The organism is Streptomyces sp. NBC_00536 (assembly GCF_036346295.1).
In the GTDB taxonomy this organism is placed as follows: domain Bacteria; phylum Actinomycetota; class Actinomycetes; order Streptomycetales; family Streptomycetaceae; genus Streptomyces.
In genome coordinates this window covers 5018471-5038768 of record NZ_CP107819.1, presented here as the reverse complement: position 1 = coordinate 5038768, position 20298 = coordinate 5018471, and the positions used below count along the sequence as shown (strand labels likewise).

General features: G+C 70.8%; 18 protein-coding genes and 1 pseudogene. 4 read left to right on the top strand and 15 right to left on the bottom strand.

The annotated features are described in order from the left end of the window. Nucleotides 1-54 precede the first annotated feature (54 nt). The 10 genes and pseudogenes from OHS33_RS22355 to OHS33_RS22310 all read right to left on the bottom strand — a co-directional run bounded on the left by OHS33_RS22355 (nt 55) and on the right by OHS33_RS22310 (nt 11655). Complete coding sequence (locus tag OHS33_RS22355) at nt 55-453, bottom strand: cytidine deaminase (RefSeq protein WP_330332170.1); 399 nt, start codon at nt 451-453, stop codon at nt 55-57. After that, nucleotides 450-1715, bottom strand: coding sequence for an ABC transporter permease (locus tag OHS33_RS22350; protein ID WP_330332169.1), 1266 nt, complete (start codon nt 1713-1715; stop codon nt 450-452). The genes OHS33_RS22355 and OHS33_RS22350 overlap by 4 nt, the downstream gene beginning before the upstream one ends. Further along, entirely contained in the window at nt 1712-2827 is a 1116-nt protein-coding gene (locus OHS33_RS22345) for an ABC transporter permease (RefSeq protein WP_330332168.1), read from the bottom strand. Before OHS33_RS22345 ends, OHS33_RS22350 begins: the two co-directional genes overlap by 4 nt. Then, entirely contained in the window at nt 2824-4488 is a 1665-nt protein-coding gene (locus OHS33_RS22340) for an ABC transporter ATP-binding protein (protein ID WP_443065337.1), read from the bottom strand. Before OHS33_RS22340 ends, OHS33_RS22345 begins: the two co-directional genes overlap by 4 nt. A gap of 222 nt (nt 4489-4710) precedes the next feature. Further along, nucleotides 4711-5766 (bottom strand): BMP family lipoprotein, encoded by a 1056-nt coding sequence (locus tag OHS33_RS22335; RefSeq protein ID WP_330332167.1) that lies wholly within the window; start codon nt 5764-5766, stop codon nt 4711-4713. 218 nt (nt 5767-5984) lie between these two features. Then, nucleotides 5985-7229: an amidohydrolase gene (locus tag OHS33_RS22330; protein ID WP_330335149.1), complete on the bottom strand. Its 1245-nt coding sequence runs from the start codon at nt 7227-7229 to the stop codon at nt 5985-5987. A gap of 137 nt (nt 7230-7366) precedes the next feature. Further along, nucleotides 7367-8512 (bottom strand): hypothetical protein, encoded by a 1146-nt coding sequence (locus tag OHS33_RS22325; protein ID WP_330332166.1) that lies wholly within the window; start codon nt 8510-8512, stop codon nt 7367-7369. A gap of 58 nt (nt 8513-8570) precedes the next feature. Continuing rightward, complete coding sequence (locus OHS33_RS22320) at nt 8571-9482, bottom strand: N-acetylneuraminate synthase family protein (protein WP_330332165.1); 912 nt, start codon at nt 9480-9482, stop codon at nt 8571-8573. Between the two features lie 116 nt (nt 9483-9598). Next, nucleotides 9599-10288 (bottom strand): annotated as a pseudogene (locus OHS33_RS22315) (acylneuraminate cytidylyltransferase family protein); the annotation flags it as partial. A gap of 5 nt (nt 10289-10293) precedes the next feature. After that, a complete protein-coding gene (locus tag OHS33_RS22310; RefSeq protein WP_330332164.1) occupies nt 10294-11655 on the bottom strand; it encodes a DUF6716 putative glycosyltransferase in 1362 nt (453 codons plus the stop codon). A 176-nt stretch (nt 11656-11831) separates the two neighbouring features. Here OHS33_RS22310 and OHS33_RS22305 point away from each other — a divergent pair, with 176 nt between their 5' ends. Both OHS33_RS22305 and OHS33_RS22300 read left to right on the top strand, forming a co-directional pair. Then, entirely contained in the window at nt 11832-12806 is a 975-nt protein-coding gene (locus OHS33_RS22305; protein ID WP_330332163.1) for a glycosyltransferase family 2 protein, read from the top strand. Further along, nucleotides 12803-14173: a polysialyltransferase family glycosyltransferase gene (locus tag OHS33_RS22300; protein WP_330332162.1), complete on the top strand. Its 1371-nt coding sequence runs from the start codon at nt 12803-12805 to the stop codon at nt 14171-14173. The genes OHS33_RS22305 and OHS33_RS22300 overlap by 4 nt, the downstream gene beginning before the upstream one ends. Here the strand turns inward: OHS33_RS22300 and OHS33_RS22295 are convergent. The 4 genes from OHS33_RS22295 to OHS33_RS22280 all read right to left on the bottom strand — a co-directional run bounded on the left by OHS33_RS22295 (nt 14106) and on the right by OHS33_RS22280 (nt 17164). Then, the gene (locus OHS33_RS22295; protein WP_330332161.1) at nt 14106-14714 is read right to left on the bottom strand and encodes an HAD domain-containing protein; all 609 of its coding nucleotides are present in this window, start codon (nt 14712-14714) and stop codon (nt 14106-14108) included. The two genes, OHS33_RS22300 and OHS33_RS22295, sit on opposite strands and share 68 nt — an antisense overlap. 14 nt (nt 14715-14728) lie before the next feature. Continuing rightward, entirely contained in the window at nt 14729-15421 is a 693-nt protein-coding gene (locus tag OHS33_RS22290; protein WP_330332160.1) for a class I SAM-dependent methyltransferase, read from the bottom strand. Further along, nucleotides 15422-16333, bottom strand: coding sequence for an aminoglycoside phosphotransferase family protein (locus OHS33_RS22285; RefSeq protein ID WP_330332159.1), 912 nt, complete (start codon nt 16331-16333; stop codon nt 15422-15424). 81 nt (nt 16334-16414) lie between these two features. Further along, nucleotides 16415-17164 carry a hypothetical protein gene (locus tag OHS33_RS22280; RefSeq protein ID WP_330332158.1) on the bottom strand — a complete coding sequence of 250 codons (750 nt, stop codon included), beginning with the start codon at nt 17162-17164 and terminating at the stop codon, nt 16415-16417. Nucleotides 17165-17356: 192 nt separating this feature from the next. On the opposite strand from OHS33_RS22280, the gene OHS33_RS22275 reads away from it, so the two are divergent. Next, nucleotides 17357-18712 (top strand): tetratricopeptide repeat protein, encoded by a 1356-nt coding sequence (locus tag OHS33_RS22275; protein WP_330332157.1) that lies wholly within the window; start codon nt 17357-17359, stop codon nt 18710-18712. Continuing rightward, nucleotides 18678-19238, top strand: a complete 561-nt coding sequence (locus tag OHS33_RS22270) for an NUDIX domain-containing protein (RefSeq protein ID WP_443065460.1) — start codon at nt 18678-18680, stop codon at nt 19236-19238. Before OHS33_RS22275 ends, OHS33_RS22270 begins: the two co-directional genes overlap by 35 nt. An 81-nt stretch (nt 19239-19319) precedes the next feature. Here the strand turns inward: OHS33_RS22270 and OHS33_RS22265 are convergent, their stop codons facing one another. Then, on the bottom strand, nt 19320-20258 hold the full coding sequence (locus OHS33_RS22265) for a helix-turn-helix domain-containing protein (protein WP_330332156.1): 939 nt from the start codon (nt 20256-20258) through the stop codon (nt 19320-19322). Nucleotides 20259-20298: the final 40 nt, after the last annotated feature.

The window sequence follows — 20298 nt, the reverse complement described above, 5'->3', positions numbered from 1 at the left end:
AGACGGGAAGTACGACGGCCCTCCGCCCCCAGGGGCGAAGGGCCGTCCGCACGGCTATCTCAGGTGGTCGGGCCCGAAGGCCTGCGGCAGCATGGCCGCCAGCGGCAGGACGCCCTCCGGCGTCTCCACCTGGAGTTCGGGCCCGCCGAACTCGTAGAGGAGCTGCCGGCAGCGCCCGCACGGGACGAGGATCTCGCCCTTGCCGTCGACGCAGGTGAAGTGCGTCAGGCGGCCGCCGCCGGTGGCCTGGAGCGCGGAGACGAGCCCGCACTCGGCGCACAGGCCGAGCCCGTAGCTGGCGTTCTCGACGTTGCACCCGGTGATGGTGCGGCCGTCGTCGACCAGCGCGGCGACTCCGACGGGGAAGCCCGAGTAGGGGGCGTACGCCCGGGACATGGCGTCCCGGGCGGCCTCCCGCAGGGCCTCCCAGTCGGGGACGGTCGCGGTCGTCACTTGCCCTGGCCCTTGCGGTACGGCATGCCGTCCGCCTTGGGCATCCGCAGGCGCTGCGCGGAGAGGGCGAGCACCAGCAGGGTGGTCAGGTACGGGGCGGCGTCCACGAACTGGCTCGGCACCGCGTCCGTGGTCACGTACCAGAGGAACAGGCCCACGGCGCAGACCGCGGAGACGACAGCCGCGATGTACTTCCGCTTGTACAGCTGCCAGGCGACGGCCAGGACGAGCAGGATCGCGATCAGCAGCAGCATCGCGTGCACGTTCTCGGCGCCACCGCGCAGCTTGAGGCTGTCGGTGAAGCCGAAGAGGCCCGCGCCCAGTGCCATGCCGCCCGGCATCCAGTTACCGAAGATCATCGCGGCGAGACCGATGTAACCGCGGCCGCCGGTCTGGCCCTCCTGGTAGATCGGGCTGGCGACGATCGACAGGAACACGCCGCCGAGGCCCGCGAGGGCGCCCGAGACGACCACGGCGATGTACTTGTACTTGTAGACGTTGACGCCGAGGGATTCGGCGGCGACGGGGTTCTCACCGCAGGACCGCAGGCGCAGGCCGAAGGTGGTGCGCCACAGCACCCACCAGGTGCCGGGGATCAGCAGCAGGGCCACGACGGTCAGCAGCGACAGGTTGGTGACCAGGCCGCCGAGGACGCCGGCGAGGTCCGAGATGAAGAACCAGTGCTTGCCCTGGAGCGTGGTCAGCCAGTCGGACAGCCCCGGCACGGTGATCTGGTAGATCTCCTCGACGCGCGGCGACTGCTTGGAGGAGCCGCCGGGGGCGTCCGCGAACGTGAAGTTCGACAGGTACTGGGTGAAGCCGAGGGCCAGGATGTTGATGGCCACACCGGAGACGATGTGGTTCACGTTGAAGGTGACCGTGATGATCGCGTGCAGCAGGCCGCCGACGGCGCCGCCCGCGATGCCGACGAGCACGCCGGTCCACGGACCCCACTGGTAGCCCGCCCAGGCGCCGAACCAGGTGCCCAGGATCATCATGCCTTCGAGGCCGATGTTGACGACGCCCGCGCGCTCGGCCCACAGACCGCCGAGACCGGCGAGGCCGATCGGCACGGCGAGGGAGAGGGCGCCGGAGACCTGGCCGACGGAGGTCAGGTCCTGGGCGCCGCTGATCACGCGGACCAGCGAGACCAGCGCGAGGCCGCCCGCGATGATCAGCATGATCCACGGCAGGGTGAGCTTCTTGCGGCCGGCCTGCTTCTTGGGGGCCGCGCTCGTCGCGGAAACGGTGCTGGTGCTCACGCCGCGACCTCCTTCTCGGTCTTGATGGCGTGACCCGCGGCCAGCTCCTCGCCGACCTTCTGCTGCTGGCGGCGGATGCCGTAGCGGCGGACGAGTTCGTAGGAGACGACGACGGCGATCACGATCAGGCCCTTCATGATCGTGCCGATCTCCTTCGCGTACCCGGCCGTGTCGAGACCGGCCGAGGCCTTGTCGATGAAGGCCATCAGGAAGGACGCGAAGAGGATGCCGACCGGGCTGTTGCGGCCCAGCAGCGCGATGGTGATGCCGGTGAATCCGACGCCCACCGGGAAGGACAGGTTGTACGTGTGGGTCTCGCCCAGCAGCTGCGGCATGCCGGAGAGGCCGGCGACCGCGCCCGAGATCAGCATCGAGGTGATGATCATCTTCTTGGCGTCCACACCGGAGGCCTGCGCGGCGGACTCGCTGGCGCCGGTGGCGCGCAGGTCGAAGCCGAAGCGGGTGCGGTTGAGCGCGAACCAGTAGACGATGCCCAGCGCGAAGGCCACGAAGGTGAACCCGTAGATCTCCAGGCCGTCGCCGATGGTCACCGACGGGAACCAGCCCGACTCGGCGATGTCACCGGTCGTCAGGTCGTTGGAGCCCGCGGGCTGCACGCCGAGGTTCTTCGGCAGGATCAGCCACGCGATGAGGCTGGTCGCGATGGCGTTCAGCATGATCGTGGAGACGACCTCGCTCACCCCGCGCTTGGCCTTCAGGACACCCGCGATACCGGCCCAGAAGGCACCGGTCAGCATGGCGACGACCACGATGAGCAGGATGTGCAGCGGCCCTGGCAGGGTCACCGCGGTGCCCACCACGGCCGAGATCATCGCGGCGAGACGGTACTGGCCGTCGACGCCGATGTTGAAGAGGTTCATCCGGAAGCCGACGGCCACCGCCAGTGCCGCCAGGTAGAACGTGCCCGCCTGGTTGAGGATGAGGATCTGTACGTCCTCGTAACCGGCGTTCTCCACCATGATGCGCAGCGGGTCGATCGGGTCCACGCCCGTCGCCGCCAGCACCACCACGGTCAGCACGAAAGCCGCGACCAGCGCGAGCACGGGCCCGGCGAAGGCGAGGAGCAGCCGGTCCTTGTCGAATTTCTTCATCGGGCCTCGTCCTCCGGGGATGCGGTACCAGCGTCGGTACCGGCGTCGGAGTGGTTGTCGGTTGCTTCCAGGTGCCCGGTGGCGGCGCCCGTCATGGCGGTGCCGAGTTCCTCCGGGGTGACGGTCGCCGGGTTGGCGTCCGCGACCAGGCGGCCGCGGTAGATCACGCGCAGCGTGTCGGACAGGCCGATCAGCTCGTCCAGGTCGGCCGAGATCAGCAGCACGGCGAGGCCCTCGCGACGGGCCTCGCGGATCGTGTCCCAGATCTGGGCCTGCGCGCCGACGTCCACACCACGGGTGGGGTGGGCGGCGATCAGGAACTTCGGGTTGTGGCTCATCTCGCGGCCGACGATCAGCTTCTGCTGGTTGCCGCCGGAGAGCGAGGACGCGGTGACGTCGATGCCGGGCGTGCGGACGTCGTACTCGCGCACGATCCGCTCGGTGTCCTTGCGGACGGCCTTCGGGTCGAGGACGCCGCGCTTGGAGTTGGGCGCCTCGGTGACGTGGCCCAGGATGCGGTTCTCCCACAGGGGGGACTCCAGCAGCAGGCCGTGCCGGTGGCGGTCCTCGGGGATGTAGCCGATGCCGCCTTCGCGGCGCTTGCGCGTCGGGACGGTGGAGATGTCCTTGCCGTCCAGCGTGATGGTGCCGCCGTCGGGGATGCTCATGCCCATCAGGGCTTCGATGAGTTCCGTCTGACCGTTGCCCTCGACGCCCGCGATGCCGAGCACCTCGCCCTTGTGGATGGTGAGGTCGATGCCGGCGAGCACCTCGCGGACGATGCCGTCCGGGTCGGTGGCGGCCAGGCTCAGGTCCTTGACCTGCAGCATCGGCGTCGTCGTCACCGTGGACTCGCGGGTCTCGGGCGACGGGAGTTCGGAGCCGACCATCAGCTCGGCGAGGAGCTTGGTGGTGGTCTTGGGGTCGTGCGGGTCCGCGGTGCCGACCGTCGTGCCGCGCCGGATGACGGTGATGTCGTCGGCGACCTTCAGCACCTCGCCCAGCTTGTGCGAGATGAAGATGACGGTCAGGCCCTCGGCCTTGAGTTCGCGCAGGTTGTCGAAGAGCGCGTCCACTTCCTGCGGCACGAGCACGGCGGTCGGCTCGTCGAGGATGAGGATCTTGGCGCCCCGGTAGAGGACCTTGAGGATCTCCACGCGCTGCCGGTCGGCGACCCCGAGGTCTTCGACGAGGGCGTCCGGGCGCACGCCCAGGCCGTACGCGTCGGAGATCTCCTTGATCTTCTTGCGGGCCTTGGCGCCGATGCCGTAGAGCTTCTCGCCGCCGAGAACCACGTTCTCCAGCACGGTGAGGTTGTCGGCGAGCATGAAGTGCTGGTGCACCATGCCGATGCCGCGGGCGATGGCGTCGCCGGGGCTGGAGAAGTGGACCTGCTCGCCGTCGATGGCGATGGTGCCCTCGTCCGGCTTCTGCATGCCGTAGAGGATCTTCATCAGCGTCGACTTGCCGGCGCCGTTCTCACCGATCAGGGCGTGGACCGTGCCCTTGCGGACGGTGATCGCGATGTCCTTGTTGGCGACGACGCCGGGGAAGCGCTTGGTAATGCCGTTCAGTTCTACGGCGAGCGGGGGGCTGGACGCGTTGATGACGCACTCTCCTTGGCGCGGAAGGAGCTGGAAAGCCGAGTCGGCGGGGGGCAAGGGGCGGAGATCGGCCGGGCGGGTGGGAGGGAGAAGGACGGTATCGCGTCCACGATGCCTCTACGCGCGTAGCTCTGTCGAAAGTGAAAACTTGCGGCCAAGTGGCCAGAAATAGCGATCAAGAACCGCGATCAAGAACCGGAAGAGACGACCTCGGGGCCCGGGAGCGGTAGAGACCGCTGCCCGGACCCCGGAAACCATGTCGAACCGTCAGTCAAGTACCTACGGAGTGGTCTTGACCGTGATCTTCTTCGCGATGATGTCGGCCTTCGCCTGGTTCACGGCGGCGATGACGTCGGTCATCTTCTTGTACTCGGGGTTGGAGTCGGCCAGGCCGACGCCGTCCTTGTCCAGGCCGTAGCGGACCTCACCGGTCTGCGGCTTGCCGTCCTCGACCGACTTGATCAGGTTGAAGACGGAGAGCTGGACCTGCTTGGTGACCGAGGTCAGGATGTGGTCCTTGTACTTGACCAGACCCGCCTGGTTGTACTGGTCGGAGTCGACACCGATGGCCCACTTGCCCTTGGCGGCGGTGGCCTCGATGGCGCCCGAACCGGCCAGACCGGCGGCCGCGTAGACCACGTCGGCGCCCGCGTCGAGCTGACCCTGCGCCGTGGCCTTGCCGAGGTCGGGCTTGGAGAAGCCGTCGAAGTTCGGGGGCTGGGTCAGGTAGTGCGAGAGCACCTTGGCGTTCGGGTTGGTGTCCTTGACGCCCTGGGTGAAGCCCGCCTCGAACTTCTTGATCAGCGGAACCTCGACACCGCCGATGAAGCCGACCGTGCCGGTCTTGGAGACCTTGGCGGCGGCGACGCCGGCCAGGTAGGAGCCCTGCTCCTCGTTGAACACCAGGTTGGCGATGTTCGGGCCGGTCACCGAGGTGTCGTCGATGATGCCGAAGGTGGTCTTCGGGAACTTCGGCGCGACCTTCTTGATGGCCGGGGCGTAGGAGAAGCCGACGCCGATGACCGGGTTGTTGCCCTTGCGGGCCAGCTCGGTGAGGCGCTGGACCTTGTCGGCCTCGCCCTCGCCGTCGGTGGGCTCCGCCTCGGCGCCCTTGACCTTCAGGTCCTTCTCGGCCTGCTGGAGGCCCGCGTAGGCGGCGTCGTTGAACGACTGGTCGCCGCGGCCACCGATGTCGTACGCGATGGCGACGGAAGCTTCCTTCTTGTCGGAGGAAGATCCGGTGTCCGAGGACTTCTTACCGCCACAGGCGGTGGCCGAGAGGGCGAGCGCCGCGGAGGCGATGCCCACGGTGGCGATCCTGGTGATCCGGCGCAAGGGGAGGCTCCTTCAAAACCTGACCGAAGCGCCGGGACCGGCGCTGGTTTCGCCGCGATCGTAACGCGCGTAGATGTCAGTTAAAGACCCGTACATGAGTCGTTATCGGATCGTCGCGAACCGGACAGTGACCGATTGGTAACCGGTCACGCGTCCAGCCCTTGTGTATCAAGGGCTGGACACGTCCACCCGCGGGTCCAACGGTGTTGTACGGAGCTTTACCTGATCGGCCTGGCGCGCCGCCCGTCGAGGAGTGCCGCGGCGGTGAAGAACTCGACTCCGACGGCGATCGCGGACTCGTCCACATCGAAGTCGCCGCGGTGCAGGTCGCGCTTGGCGGTGTCGCCCGGCGCGCGCACCCCGAGCCGGGCCATCGCCCCCGGGACGTGCTCCAGGTACCAGGAGAAGTCCTCCCCGCCCAGGCTCTGCTCGGTGTCCTCGACCGAGTCCACGCCGCGGCGCGCCGCCATCGCCTCGCGCAGCAGCTCGGTGACCGCCGGGTCGTTGACGACCGGCGGCACCCCCCGGACGTAGTTGATCGTCGACTTGGCCCGGTGCATCGCCGCGATCTCGTCGATCGCCGCGTGCACCTGCTCCGGCGCCTCGTGCCAGGCCGCCAGGTCCAGGCAGCGCACGGTCCCGGACAGCTCGGCGTGCATCGGGATGACGTTGCAGGCGTGCCCGGCCTCGATCCGGCCCCAGGTGACGGACATGCCGCTACGGGCGTCCATCCGGCGGGTCAGCAGCGCGGGCACGTCGAGCGCGATCCGGGCCGCCGCCGTCACCAGGTCGGTGGTCAGGTGCGGCCGCGCGGTGTGCCCGCCCGCCCCGTCGAGGGTGACCTCCAGCCGGTCGCAGGCGGAGGTGATCGGGCCGGCCCGCAGGCCGATCCGGCCCGCGTCCACGCGCGGGTCGCAGTGCACCGCGATCATCTTGCCCACGCCGTCCAGTGCGCCGGAGTCGATGGCCTCGGTGGCGCCGCCCGGCAGCACCTCCTCGGCGGGCTGGAAGAGCAGCCGCACGGGCCGGGGCAGCAGCCCCTGCCGGTCCAGGTCGGCCAGGACCAGTCCGGTGCCGAGCACGACGGCGGTGTGCACGTCGTGGCCGCAGGCGTGGGCGCGGTCCGGGACGGTGGAGCGGTAGGACACGTGGGTCTTGGCGTCGGGAATGGGCAGGGCGTCGATGTCCGCGCGGATGGCGAGCATGGGCGCCACTCCGTCCCAGGTCCCGACGTCACAGATCAGGCCGGTGCCGGAGGAGAGTACCCGTGGTCGCAGCCCCGCTTTCTCCAGCCGCGCCTTGATCGCGGCGGTGGTACGGAACTCCTGGTGGCCGAGTTCGGGATGCATGTGCAAGTCCCGGCGGAACGCGATCAGTTCGGCGCGCAGGTGGTCCGGGAGCGTACCGGGCAGCTCGGGCTGGGCGGGCTTGCCGGGCAGGGCGGTCTGTGACTCGCGGGACATCAACTGGTTCACCTGTTGAAGGGTAGGCGTACCAATGGGTCAACTGGCTGGAGATCAGGAAAAGTTCAACCCGTTAGGGGAAGAAAATTGGGCCTCCGGGCGCATGGGCACCTACCCCTGGGGGTAAACTCCGCCGCTCATCGAGCGCTCTGAGCGGCCTGCGCGGGGAGTCTGCGCACATCACGGGCGGTGTCGGCCACCCCGGCGAGGAAAACGCGGGCCCGCGGGGAGGCATTCCCGGTGAGCCAGGCCGGATCGATCTCCCGGACCGCCACCGTGACCCCGGTGCCCGCGAGCGCGTACGGCAGGGTGTGCACGACCGTCGAGGGGAAGCTGACCACGGTCCGCCCGACCGGACCCCGGCGGGCGATCAGCTCCAGCGGCAGGTCCGGACGTACGATCTCCAGCCCGGTCGCCTCGCTCAGCGCCCGCAGCTTGTCCGGGGACTCCCGGCGGTGCGCGAAGTAGCGGGTGGCGCCGTGCTCGCGGGCCAGCGCCCGGACGGCCGCCAGATAGCGGGCCGGGTCCACCACCCCCGTCTCCACCAGCGAGGTGCCCACCAGGTCGGTGCCCTTGGTCAGCCGGGGCGGGCCGAACCGCGAGCGGGTCCAGCCGAAGTCGTTCAGCCGCAGCTCCATGCCCGGCGGGGCCGTGACGGGCATGGAAGTGAAGACCTCGACCCGGCGCCCCTTGCGCGCCGCCGCCGTGAACCGGCGGCGCGCGGCCCCGGAGACCGGCGCGTACGCCAGCTCGCGGATCCGCCCGGGCAGGCCGCCGCCGCCCGCCCGGTGCCAGCGCACCAGGCGTTCGCCGCGCGCGGTCCGGTCGATGAACTCCATGGTGGCGGTGCCGTCGTCGACGACGACCAGCTCGTCCGCGCGGACCAGGGTGAGCAGCAGCTGGACGTAGCGGGAGAAGGGGTCGCCGACGATGACGCGGCGGGCGGAGCGCACCTCGCGCAGCAGCGCGGCGAGCGCCTTGAGCGGGGCGAGCCGGCCGCCCCGGGCCTCCTGCCAGCGCACCTCGTGGCCCTCGTCGCGCGCCAGTCCGGCCATCCGGCGCAGCTGGCCCCGGGACATGGGGTCGGTGGGCGGCAGGACGACGATCCGCAGCGGCGCCACGGGGCCCGGAGCCCGGCGGGCGGCGGGGGCGGACGGCTGGGGCGGGACGGCGCCGAGCAGCGGGCCGCGGGCGGCGCCGTCGTTCGCGTGGGCCCACTCCAGCACGTTCAGGAGCTGGACCGGGCTCTCGATGAGGGCCAGGGTGGCGGCGGAACGGGTCATCACGTGCTCCTTCGTCGGAGGCGTCGGAGGCGTTGGCGGTTTTGGTGGCGCGGGATCGTCAGACCCCGGCCAGGGCGCCCTGGACCCGGCGGAGCTTCTTCATCGGGGCGAGTTCGGACGCGTAGACCCGCTTGACCCCGTCACCGAGCGCGGCCTCGATCGTGCGGATGTCGCGCACCAGGCGGTGCAGGCCGCCGGGCTCGACGGAGGCCGCCTGGTCCGATCCCCACATCGCGCGGTCGAGGGTGATGTGCCGCTCGACGAAGGCCGCGCCGAGGGCGACCGCGGCAAGCGTGGTCTGCAGGCCCGTCTCGTGGCCGGAGTAGCCGATCGGGACGTTCGGGTACTCCTCCTGGAGGGTGTTGATCACCCGCAGGTTCAGCTCCTCGGACTTCGCCGGGTAGGTCGAAGTGGCGTGGCAGAGAAGGATGTTGTCGCTGCCGAGCACCTCCACCGCGTGCCGGATCTGGCGCGGTGTGGACATGCCCGTGGACAGCACGACCGTCTTGCCGGTGGCGCGTACGGCGCGCAGCAGTTCGTCGTCGGTGAGCGAGGCGGAGGCCACCTTGTGGGCGGGCACGCCGAAGCCCTCCAGGAAGGCGACGGCCTCGGTGTCCCACGGGGAGGCGAACCAGTCGATGCCGCGCTCGGCGCAGTGCTCGTCTATGGCCCGGTACTCCGACTCGCCGAACTCCACCCGGTGGCGGTAGTCGATGTAGCTCATCCGGCCCCAGGGGGTGTCGCGTTCGACGTCCCACTGGTCGCGCGGGGTGCAGATCTCGGGGGTCCGCTTCTGGAACTTCACGGCGTCGCAGCCCGCGTCGGCGGCCGCGTCGACGAGCGCGAGGGCGGTGTCCAGGTCGCCGTTGTGGTTGATGCCGATCTCGCCGACGACGTAGACGGGGCGGCCGGGACCGGCGGTGCGCGATCCGAGCTGCCGCAGGCGGGGGTTCGGGGTGACGACGGTCATGTCAGGTGACGCCCTTCGGTGCTGGGGGTGGGGTCGGATTCAGTGCCGGGATCAGGAGCGGGGCCGGAGCGGATCCGCGTACGGACGCGGGTGCGCGTCCGGCTTCGGGTGCGGGGCCCCGGTACGTCGTCGAGCAGCGGGGCCAGCGCGCGGGCCCGCGCCAGGTCGTGGGGATCGTCGATCTCCAGCACCCGGGCCGGGTCGGTGGGCACCGGCAGCACCCGCCCGAAGAAGCGGTGCCGGGCGGTGCGGAACCCGGCCGCGTCCATCGCGTACGCCGCCCCGGTCTCCAGCAGGTCCTGGGGCCGGTCCTGGCGGCGCGGGCGGACGGCGGGGTCGTGGTTGACCCCCGTGCCCGCGCCGGAGTCCGCGGCGCGCCACAGGAAGCCGTGGAAGGGGGCCACCGTGAGCGCGGAATCGGCGGCCCCGCCCGCCACGGCGGCGGCGACCCCCTCGATGTCGGCGGCGGTCAGGAAGGGGCTCGTGCACTGGACGAGGAGGACCACGTCCACGGTGAGCGAGTGCAGTTCCTCGAAGGAGTCCAGGGCGTGCAGCACGGCGCTCTCGCTGCTCGCGGTGTCCCCGGAGATCGCGGCCGGGCGGCGCAGTACGTCGGCCCCCGCGGCCCGCGCGGCGGCGGTGACCTCGTCGGAGTCGGTGGAGACCACCACGTCGGTGACGGTGGGCGCGCCCAGCGCGGCCCGCACCGCGCGGCCGACCAGCGGCACCCCGGCGACCTCGGCGACGTTCTTGCCGGGCACCCCCTTGGACCCGCCCCGGGCCGGGATCACGGCGAGCACCCTCAGCGCCCTCACAGCTCGCCCAGCCTGCGGATCGCCGGGGCCACCCGCTGCACCCCGTGCCGGTAGGCGCCCCGCGCGGCCTCGCGCATGCGGCCGCGCATCCAGCCGCGCAGCCGGGACTCCCCGGCGGCGGGCCGGACGGCGCCGGGCAGCGGAGTGCCGTCGGGGGCGAGGTGGTGGCGGGCCAGCAGCCCGGGCAGGTAACCGGGGGCGGTGGTCAGCGTGTAGTACGGGTCCGGGGGCGCCAGCAGCGGCAGCGCGGCCAGTTCCGCGACCCGGGCGCGGGCCGCGTCGTAGGCGCCGGGCCCGGCCAGCACCCCCTGGGCGGCGAGCCAGCGGGGGTCCCCGGCGGGCAGCAGCCCAGCGTCGAGCTGGTCCCAGGAGGCGAGGCAGCCGGAGCCGGTGAAGTGGTGGTTGCCGAGGCTCTCGCGGATGCCGAGGTCGGTGAGGACGGCGGTCGGGATGCCCCGGTGCAGGGATTCCAGCGCGGCGGTGGAGGACACGGTCACGAGCAGGTCGGTGCGGTCCAGGACCTCCCCCATGTTCCCGTACACGAGGCGGCAGTTGGCGGGGAGCCCGGCGGGCAGCCGGTCCGCGAGCCGCTGGTACGGGAGTTCCTCCAGGTGCGTGGTGTGCTCGCCGGGGCGGCTGCGCAGCTTGATCAGGACCTCCCGGCCGGGGTGGGCGCGGGCGTGCCCGGCGGCCCGCTCCAGCAGGTACGTACGCTCCGCGCGGCTCTCCGGCACGGAGGGCTGGGCGGCGAAGACCACGGTGCGGGCGCGGCCGCCGCCGACGGGTTCGTACGGCGCGCCGCCGAGGAAGGGCAGGGCGGTCTCGGTGACGGCGGAGGCGTCGGCGCCGACCCCCTCGTACACGGCGCGGAAACGCTCCGCGTCGTGGCGGGAGTTGGCGAGGACCAGGTCGGCGCCGTGGCGCAGCAGCAGGCCGTCGGCGAGCTTCTCGTAGACGACGCCGACGTAACCGGTGACGAACACGGGGCGGGCCGCCGGGTCGGGCCACAGGGCGCGCACCCCGTGCAGGACGGCCTGGACGGCGCCGCCGACGAGGGCGAGGACGACCACGTCGTAGCGCTCGCGCCGCAGTTCGTCGAGGAAGGCGGCGCAGGTCACCTCGGTCAGCCGGTCGGCCCGGGCGCCGACTTCGCCGAGCTGGCGGGCGGTGGGCGTGGCCCGGCCGCGCAGCAGGTATCCGGTGAGGTGGCCGCCGTCCTCTGGCCCGCTGTCCCCCGGGGCGCCGTCCCCCGAGGGGCCTGGGACGAGCCGGCGGGCGGTGAGCGCGCCCCATTTCCATCGCGTATCGGAATCGGCGAGAACGGCGACCCGCTGGCTGACTGGCTGACTTTCTGGCACGACCGAGAAGCTATGCCGCAATTCCGCTGAACGGCCCAACGAGCCCACAACAGCGGGTTAACAACCCGTCGGCGAATTGCGAAGCCGCGCGGGTTAACGCGGCTGCCGTGCGCCGTTCACATGGAATCCCCGTCCGGTCCATGATGAATGCCGGACGCCGCCATAGCGTCTCCCGGGTGCTGAAGCTCTCTGTTGTCGTGCCGTTCTACAACGTGCGGACCTACGCGCCCGACGCCCTGAAAAGTCTCGAACTCAACGCGCGGGACGACATCGAGTTCCTCCTCGTCGACGACTGCTCGACGGACGGGACGGGCGAGCTGCTGGAGCGGGCGGCCCGCGAGCTGCCCGGGGCGGTCCACCTGCGCCGCGACCGCAACGGGGGGCTGGCCACGGCCCGCAACACCGGCCTGGACGCGGCGCGCGGCGAATACCTGGCCTTCCTGGACGGCGACGACTGGCTGGCGCCCGGCCACCTGGCCCGCGTCCTGGCCGCCATACAGGCCCTGAACTGCGACTTCGTCCGCACCGACCACGTCCAGGTGACCGGCCGGGAGCGGCTCGTGCAGGGCGTCCCGTACGGCCCGCACGGCGTGGTGGCCGACCCGCGCACCGCGATCCTGCCCGCCGGGCGGTCCACCTCGGTGGACTACCCGTACGCCTGGGCGGGGATGTACCACCGGCGGCTGCTCGACCAGGGACTGCTGCACTTCACGGACGGGCTGCGCACGGCGGAGGACCGGCCGTGGATCTGGCGGCTGCACCGCGGGGCGCGGTCGTTCGCGGCGGTCGGGCTGCCGGGGGTCTTCTACCGGCGCGGGATCGCCACTTCGCTGACCCAGATCGGCGACGAACGGCAGCTCGATTTCATTCGCGCATTCGATCAAGTCCTGTCGGATACCGCCGAAGATCATGAATCCGCGGCCCTTCTCCCCAAAGCCGTGCGCACGTATTGCGCAATTATCGCCCACCACCTGGGTTCCATCGAAAGGTTCGAACCGGCCGTGGCCAGAAAACTCCGCTCGATGAGCGCCGGGGCACTCGGGCGAATGCCACGGGAACTGCTGGACGCGGCGCTGAATTCGATGGACACCGAACGGTCTTCCCTGCTCCGCAAGCTGCGCCGCCGCGCCGGAGCGGGGGCATCCGCGTGACGACCACTGCGCCTGATGGCCTCACCCAGATCTTCCTGGCGTCCACCCTCTACGGAACGGCCACCCTCGCCGCGGCCCTGGACGCAGGCGCCTGCGACCCGGCGGAGGGCGGATCGGTCCACCGCATCCTCCTCACCAGCAACAACGCCCCGATCCCCGAGGTCGCACCCGCCCTCTCCTCAATGCCGGGCTTCGACGCCCTGCGCACGCGCTTCGACGAGGTCATCGACTGGAACGAGACGATCGCCCCCTTCCACCCCGGCGCCTGGACCCCGCGCCCCGAGGACGCACCGCTGTGGGAGCGGCAGTTGCGCGCGCTGTGGGGCCTGGGCGACGACCGGATCGAGCTGTACGTCGAATCCATACAGGTCGCCCCGGCCCAGGCGCTGTGCCGGCTCTTCCCCGGCGCGGCCATCGAGGTCTACGCCGACGGGCTGATGAGCTACGGCCCGACCCGCTTCCGGCTCGACCCCCAACTCGGCATGCGCGTACGGCGCGTACTGCACCTCGACCTGGTCCCCGGCCTGGAACCGCTCCTGCTCACCGAGTTCGGCGTACCGGCGCAGACCATCCCCACGGCCGCCTTCCTGAAGGTCCTGGCGGAACTCCCGCCCCCGGACGCGGTCCAGCACGCAGAACCCCCGGCCCTCCTCCTGGGCCAGTACCTCTCCGCCCTGGACCTGCTCACGGCCACCGAAGAGGAGGAACTGCACGCGGCGATGGTCCGGGGCGCGTACGACCGGGGCCACCGCCGACTCCTCTTCAAACCCCACCCGGGCGCCCCGGCGGGCTACTCCCGGCGCGCCGAGGAAGAAGCCGCCCGCCTGGGCGTCCCCCTCCACGTCCTCCCCCCAACCCTCCTGGCGGAGACCCTCTACACGCACCTGCGCCCCGCCCTGGTGGTGGGCTGCTTCTCCACGGCCCTCCTCACAGCCGCAACCTTCCACCACCTCCCCGTCGCCCGCACCGGCACGGAACAGCTCCTGGCCCGCCTCACCCCGTACCAGAACAGCAACCGCATCCCCCTGACCCTGGTCGACGCCCTGATCCCGGACCTGGCGCCCCGGTCAACCCCGGCACCGCCGTCCCCCGCCTCCCCCCTCACGGCGGTGGCAGACCTGCCGACCCTCCCGGCCCTCGTCACAGCGGTCGGCTTCACCATGCAGCCGAAGGTCCTGGCGGCCCGACGCCCCGAGGCCGAGGCGTACCTCGCGTCCCACCTGACCCCTTACACCTGGCGCTACTTCACCCGCCGCCGCCTGACCTCCCTGGCCCTCCCCGGCGGCATCCCGGCCCGCCTCACCTTCCTGGCCGCCAACCCCCACCTCCGCCGCCTCCGCCGAGCCCTGATCCGCTACACGCGCTGACGCCTTGGGCCATGTTCGGGAGGCCTGCCCACTCCCACACCTCGGCAAGGTGGCTCGGCTGGAGACCGGTGTAGGCGTCCGGCTGGACGAGGAGGGTTCGGTAGCCAAGGGCGGTACGTTCGGCGGCCCAGGTGTGGTCGGCGGCGGTGAAGTCGTCGTCGATCCAGACGGCGGGGGCTCTGCCGAGCCAGGGGTCGACGTGGTCGCGTTTCCAGAGGTAGCCGTTGGGGTGGCTGGTGGTGATCTGTGGCCGGGGGAGGTCGAGGTAGGGGAAGTCAGGCAGGCCGAGGAGCGGCCCGATGATCGTGGTGGCGTCTTTGCGCCAGCTCGTGCACCACACCGGGGTAAAGAGGCCGCTGGCCAGGAGGCCGGTGAGCAGTGGGCCATGGCTGGGGTCGAGCCAGATGGGGACGGGATCGTCGGGGCGTCGGCCGGTGGGCAGGACGGTGTGGCGGACGTGGGTGGGTGGGGTGCCGCCGTCTGCCGCCGGGAACGGGATCAGGACTCCGTCGATGTCCAGGAGCAAGTAGGGCAAGGTCATCGGTGCCTCCGGGGTCAGCGTTTGCGGGCGGTGATCAGGAGGGTGGTCGGCCACGGGTCGCGTCGAGGATGACGCAGCTCCAACGCCGAGGTGATGCGCAGGCCGTTACGCGCGAGGTGTGAGCCCCAACGTCGGGCATCGAACTCCCATCGGGCGATGGGCAGTCGGGTGCGGTCGGGCATGGTGACGCAGTCCTCGCGCGGACGGTCGTCCGTGGATGGATGTCTTCCGGCCCGTGCCGGATGCGGGACGGAGAAGGCCAGGACACCGCCGGGCACCAGGCGCCGGGAAATGGCAGCGAGCAGCAGCTCCGGGGCGACGAGGCCGACGGCACCGAAGACGGAGTAGACCACGTCGAAGGTCTGGCCGGTGGCCTGCAGGTGGTGCAGCGCATGCCCGGCGGCGAAGGTGGCGCCGTCGAGGTGGCCGTAGTGAGACCGGGCGCGGCGAATCTGGAGTCCGACGAGGTCCACACCGGTGACGCGGGCCTGGTGGTGCTTGGCGAGGTGGGCCACGTTGTGGCCGGGGCCGCAGCCCAGCTCCAGGATGCGCTTGCCGCGCAGGTCCCGACCGAGGAGTTCCGCGCCGGGGCCGAGGCCCGGATGGGTGCTCCATTCCATCCGGGCCGGTGCGGTGAGGGCGTGGGCGGGGGCAGCGGCCATGCGCTGGGCTGCGTGGGCGTACCAGGGGGAGACCCGGGCGAGCACCTAGACCTCCAGGAGTTGGACCACGTCGTTCAGGTGGCGGCGGACGACGGGGATGTACGCGGGGTCCTTGGCCGGGTCGTTGATCCAGCGGATGGCCTGCTCCATGAACCACTCCACCGCCCACATGCGGTGCCAGCCCAGAGCCCACGCCTCGGCGGCCAGGCCGCCCCGGGCGGCGACGGCGTCCTCGTGGCCCCCGGCGATGACGTACTGCTCCAGGAACACCCGCAGCCGCCCGGGACTTGGGGTGTCCGTGGTGCCGTGGTAGGAGGCGAGGTCGATCAGGCCGGGGCCGGTGAAGGCGCGGGCGAAGTCGAGGAGGTGCCAGCCGTTCTCCCCGATGTGGACGCTCGTGGGGTGGAACTCGGAGTGGACCCAGCCGAAGGGGTCGAGCGTCGCCCCCTGAACGCGGGCCTCAGCCGATGCGGAGATCCTCCCCAGCGCCGCCTCGATGTCGTCGCAGTCCGTCCACCGGTCAGCCTTCCGCAGCCGCTGGAGGTGATCGAGGGCGCGTCCGGGCAGAGCAGCCAGTCCGGCGCCATCGAGGAGAGGCAGGCCTCCTGCCGGGCGGGCGGCGTGGAGCATCACGGCGGCGGCGACGCCGTCCAGGTCGTCGGCATCGCGTACAGGGGTGCCGAGGTCGTCCATGAGCATCCCGAGCCACTTGTCCCGCTTGGCGGTGGCGTGGAGCTCGGGGACCGGCAGCCCGCGCTGGCGGGCCACCCGCAGGGCCTGGGCCTCGCGGTCGAAGGGCTCCTTGGCGTACTTGAAGACGGCGGTCTCACCGTCGGGGAAGGTGACGCGTTCGACGCCGGACATGTCCCAGACGCGGATCTCGGAACGTTCGGGGAGGGGTTTGCCGACGAGGGCACACAGGTCGTCGAGCAGGGCTGCGGTCAGGCTCTGTTCCATGGGGGGTGACTCCAAGAAGCTGGTGGGCTCCGGGGCGGGCGAGCGGATCAGCCCGCCCCGGAGCCGTACGGGGGGGTGGGGTTACTCGGCCGCGGTCACGCGGTGGGCGTAGACCTGCTCGATCCACCCCGCCTTGAACTCGGCCAGGTCGTCACGGAAGTTCGCCATCGAGGCACCGTAGGGCGCGACGACCCCGCCGGTCTGGTCCGGCACGGACTGGCAGCCGTGCACGAGCCTGCCGCCGAGCGCGGCATGGGCCTTGATGGACTCGATCCGACGGTGCTCGTTGAACCAGCCGCCGTGGTAGACCTCGTCCAGCATTCCGCCCATCTCGTCGTCCAGGTCGAAGACGACGGAAGTGGCGGCCGGGAAGAACCAGCACGGGCCGACGTTGGAGATGTGCCCGTCCAGCTCGACCTTGTTGAGCGCCATCAGCGTGGCCGCCTCGCGCAGCATGCGCAGGTGGTCGGCTGTGATCTGCGGCAGGCCGAGGCTGGCCAAGTGCTCCTCGCGGAAGAGGTACGAGTAGACCCCGTACGCCGTCGCCAGCACGCGGGCGGCATCCGTAGTGGATTCGCCGTGGTTCTTGATGAAGTCGAGCGCGAGCTGCTCGACCGCGCTCTCGGTCGTCTCGTCCACGTCGAGGAGCTGGGACTTGACCAGCTCCCAGTCGGCGACGAGCCAGGTGTTGGACTCGAAGCGGAAGAAGTACTCGACCGGGTCGATGGTGATGCGTCGGCCGTCCACCTGGATGCCGGGCAGTCGGCTCCAGCGCGGGTCGAAGGCGTCGGGCAGCTCGACCGTGATGGTCGCGGTGTCGATGGTGGTCACCGTGTCTCCGTCTCTGATCGTCCGGGCCGGGGCATGGGAATGCCCGAGCCCGTTGGGGCGTACGGAACTTGGGGGCCGCCCGGCCCGAGAGTGGGGCAGCTATCGATAAGTGAACCGTCCGCTACGGAGAGTGGGTACGGTGTGACCGAGACCAAGCGGTATACGCGGTTTACAGCTCGGGGACGGAGGAACGTGCCAGCGTCGAACGACCCCAACTCCCGCCTGTGCGACACCATTCACGCTGCCGGATGTACGTACGAGGCACTGGCCAAGGACGTACGCCGGATCGCGGCTGAGAACGGTGAACTTCTCCAGACCAACAAGTCGGCCATCTCCCACTGGGCAAACGGCACGCGCGCCCCGTCAGGCCGGGCAGGCCAATACCTCGCCGAAGCCCTCTCGCGTCGGCTGGGACGCGTCGTCACCCGGACCGAGATCGGCCTTCAGCCACCCGACGAGGAGCCCGCCATGTCCGGTGACCCGGTCGAGACGGTCACAGGCCTGGGCCGCGCGGACGTCGAACGCCGCCGCTTCCTCGCCATCGCGGCCTTCACCACAGCCGGCGTCGCCATGCCGCTCCTCCACGACCACGAGGCCACCGCCCGTGTGCTCCGCGCTCGCACCGGCCGCTCCCTCGTCGGAGCCGAGGACATCGACGTCGTACGGCACATCACCACAGCATTCAGCGCCGCCGACGAGCGCCTCGGCGGCGGCCACGGCCTGACCTCGGTCACCGCCTTCCTTGCCGACACAGCGGCCCCGATGCTCCGCGGACGTTTTCCTTCGGAGTCGTTACGCCAGGCCGCCTTCGGAGCCGTCGCCGAACTCGCGTACCTGGCCGGGTGGAAACACCACGACCTGGGTCAGCAGGGCGCTGCCCAGAGCTATTACCACGTGGGCTACCAGCTCGCCTGCGAGGCTGATCCGCACGGTCATGCTGCCTGGATGATGCGTTCTTTGGCCCACCAGGCCCTCAAACTCAGGCAGCCTCACCACTGCGTCGATCTTGTTGAAGGTGCCCTTGCGCGTGGACTCGGACACGTCGACGGACAGACCGAGGCGCTGCTCCACATCACGCATGCCCGCGCCTGCGCGGCCGTCGACGAGAAGGCTTCGGCCAGCCGCGCCCTGCTCGCCGCAGAGGACGCGCTCCTCCGCGAGGACGGCCCACAGGTCAGTTACTCCCTCCTGAGCGGTCCAGCTGCGGGCACCGTCGCCAGCCATACAGCCAAGGCGCTGACCGAGATGAGGGACTTCATCGGCACGGAACAGCAGCACCGCGACGCCCTCACCCGTTGGGACCCGGTCAAGTTCAAACGCGTGCACGTCCTCACGTACGCCGACCTCGGTGACAGCCTTGCCGCCCAGGCCCGTGCTGACGAAGCGGTGGCTGCCTGGGGCCAAGCGCTCAGCCTCATGGACGGCATGACGTCCAACCGCGCCCATAAAGCGATCACCTCGATCCGCCCCACCCTGGCGGTCTACCAGCGCCGCCGCGTCCCCGGCGCCGCCGATCTCGCCCGCCGCGCCCGCGAGGCCCTCGCCTGAGGCGCCCGAACCCGCGTGGGTAAGGGGCACCGAGGCCAAGCAGCCCGATTTCCCCTGGCGTCCTCACTCACGCTCGAATGATCAGCTGGTCGCGGGCGTCATCGCCCACGACCAGGCCGCCAACCGCGTCGTGCTCCTCCAGCGCGGCGAGAACGCCAAGTTCGCCCAGGGCAAATGGGACCTGCCGGTCGGCAAGAGCGAACCGGGCGAGCCCATCACCGAGACCGCGGTCCGTGAGCTTTACGAGGAAACGGGCCTCACGGTGAAGCCGGAGTCCCTCAAGGTCGCCCACATCATCCACGGCGCCTGGGGCGTCGAAGCCCCGAACGGCTTCCTCACGGTCGTCTTCGCCACCCACGAATGGACCGGCGAACCGGAAACCCGCGAACCCCGCAAGCACTCCCAGGTCCGTTGGGTCGACGCCACCGCCATCCCCGATGCCTTCGTCGACTCTACGGCCGCTGCCCTCCACCACTACCTCAACAACGGGGCGCAGGTCTCCCTGGACGGCTGGCCAGCAGTCTGACCTGCCGTCCCGAGCGTGCTGCCGCAGCAGTGGGCAGCATCGGGATGCTCCTGGTGGAAGGGCCCGCGGCCGGGTGGCGGGCTAGCGGCTCAGCTGGGTGCGCAGGGCGGTGATGAACCAGCTGAAGACCGGTGCGAGAGTGGGCGGCACCGGCCAGCCGTTGATGGTCGACAGGAGCTGCCAGTAGCGTTCCGCTCTGGGGTCCGCGCCGGTCTCCAACCGGGTGACGAGCCACTGCCGCAGGTCGGGATCGTCGGCGCGGCCGAAGGTCTCGGCATAGAGACTGGCGAGGGAATCGACGATGGGCGCCGCCTGCTCGGACGTCGGCTGGATTCGTGCCGCGAGAGCTTCCCCGACCTGCTCGCGCACCGCAGTGGTCAGATCGTGGTGCAGGCCGGTCGTGTCGCCCTGCGCCCGCTCCGATGCCTGGTGTTCGGCCATCTTCCGGACGGCGGCCCGGAAGTCCGTGTCCTGGCAGAGTTCTCCGAGTTCGACCCATGCCTCGACCTGCTCGGGCTCCGGATCGTCGGGGAGTTGGGGCATGGCCGACCGCATCATGGCGACGAACTCCGGGTTGGCGTCGAGGCCACCGAAGGTGTCATCGATGAAGTCGGTCACCAGCCGCTGCCGTTCGCTGTCGGAGAGCTTGGCGAGTTTGTGCATGAGATCCAACTCCTCGGGTGTAGGGACACGCTTGGCCACCGCTCTCAGCACGGATCGACGCAGACGGAGCGTACGAATCTGCACGTCCAGGGCATCGGCGTGCGCCGAAGCCATCTCGGGGACGGAGACTTCCCGGTCGAGGACCTTCCTGATGGCGGAAAGATCCAGCCCGAGGTCGCGCAGGGTGCGCACGAGATCGAGACGTGCGACGGCGTCGATGTCGTAGAGCCGGTAGCCGGCCGGGCTTCGGTCGGTCGGCGGCACGATCCCCGCGTCGGAGTAGAACCGAATGGTCTTCACCGTCAGCCCGGTTCGCCGGGCAAGGTCACCAATCGCGTAGAGCGCGTCACCGTTCATGTGCTCCACCTTGCTGTCTCCCCCTACTGGAGACACAAGC

Bases quoted from the DNA above. Each gene is read 5' to 3' on its own strand.
- OHS33_RS22345 (WP_330332168.1), bottom strand. From the start codon at position 2,827: ATGAAGAAATTCGACAAGGACCGGCTGCTCCTCGCCTTCGCCGGGCCC.
- OHS33_RS22330 (WP_330335149.1), bottom strand. From the start codon at position 7,229: ATGTCCCGCGAGTCACAGACCGCCCTGCCCGGCAAGCCCGCCCAGCCC.
- OHS33_RS22325 (WP_330332166.1), bottom strand. From the start codon at position 8,512: ATGACCCGTTCCGCCGCCACCCTGGCCCTCATCGAGAGCCCGGTCCAG.
- OHS33_RS22320 (WP_330332165.1), bottom strand. From the start codon at position 9,482: ATGACCGTCGTCACCCCGAACCCCCGCCTGCGGCAGCTCGGATCGCGC.
- OHS33_RS22295 (WP_330332161.1), bottom strand. From the start codon at position 14,714: ATGACCTTGCCCTACTTGCTCCTGGACATCGACGGAGTCCTGATCCCG.
- OHS33_RS22285 (WP_330332159.1), bottom strand. From the start codon at position 16,333: ATGGAACAGAGCCTGACCGCAGCCCTGCTCGACGACCTGTGTGCCCTC.
- OHS33_RS22265 (WP_330332156.1), bottom strand. From the start codon at position 20,258: ATGAACGGTGACGCGCTCTACGCGATTGGTGACCTTGCCCGGCGAACC.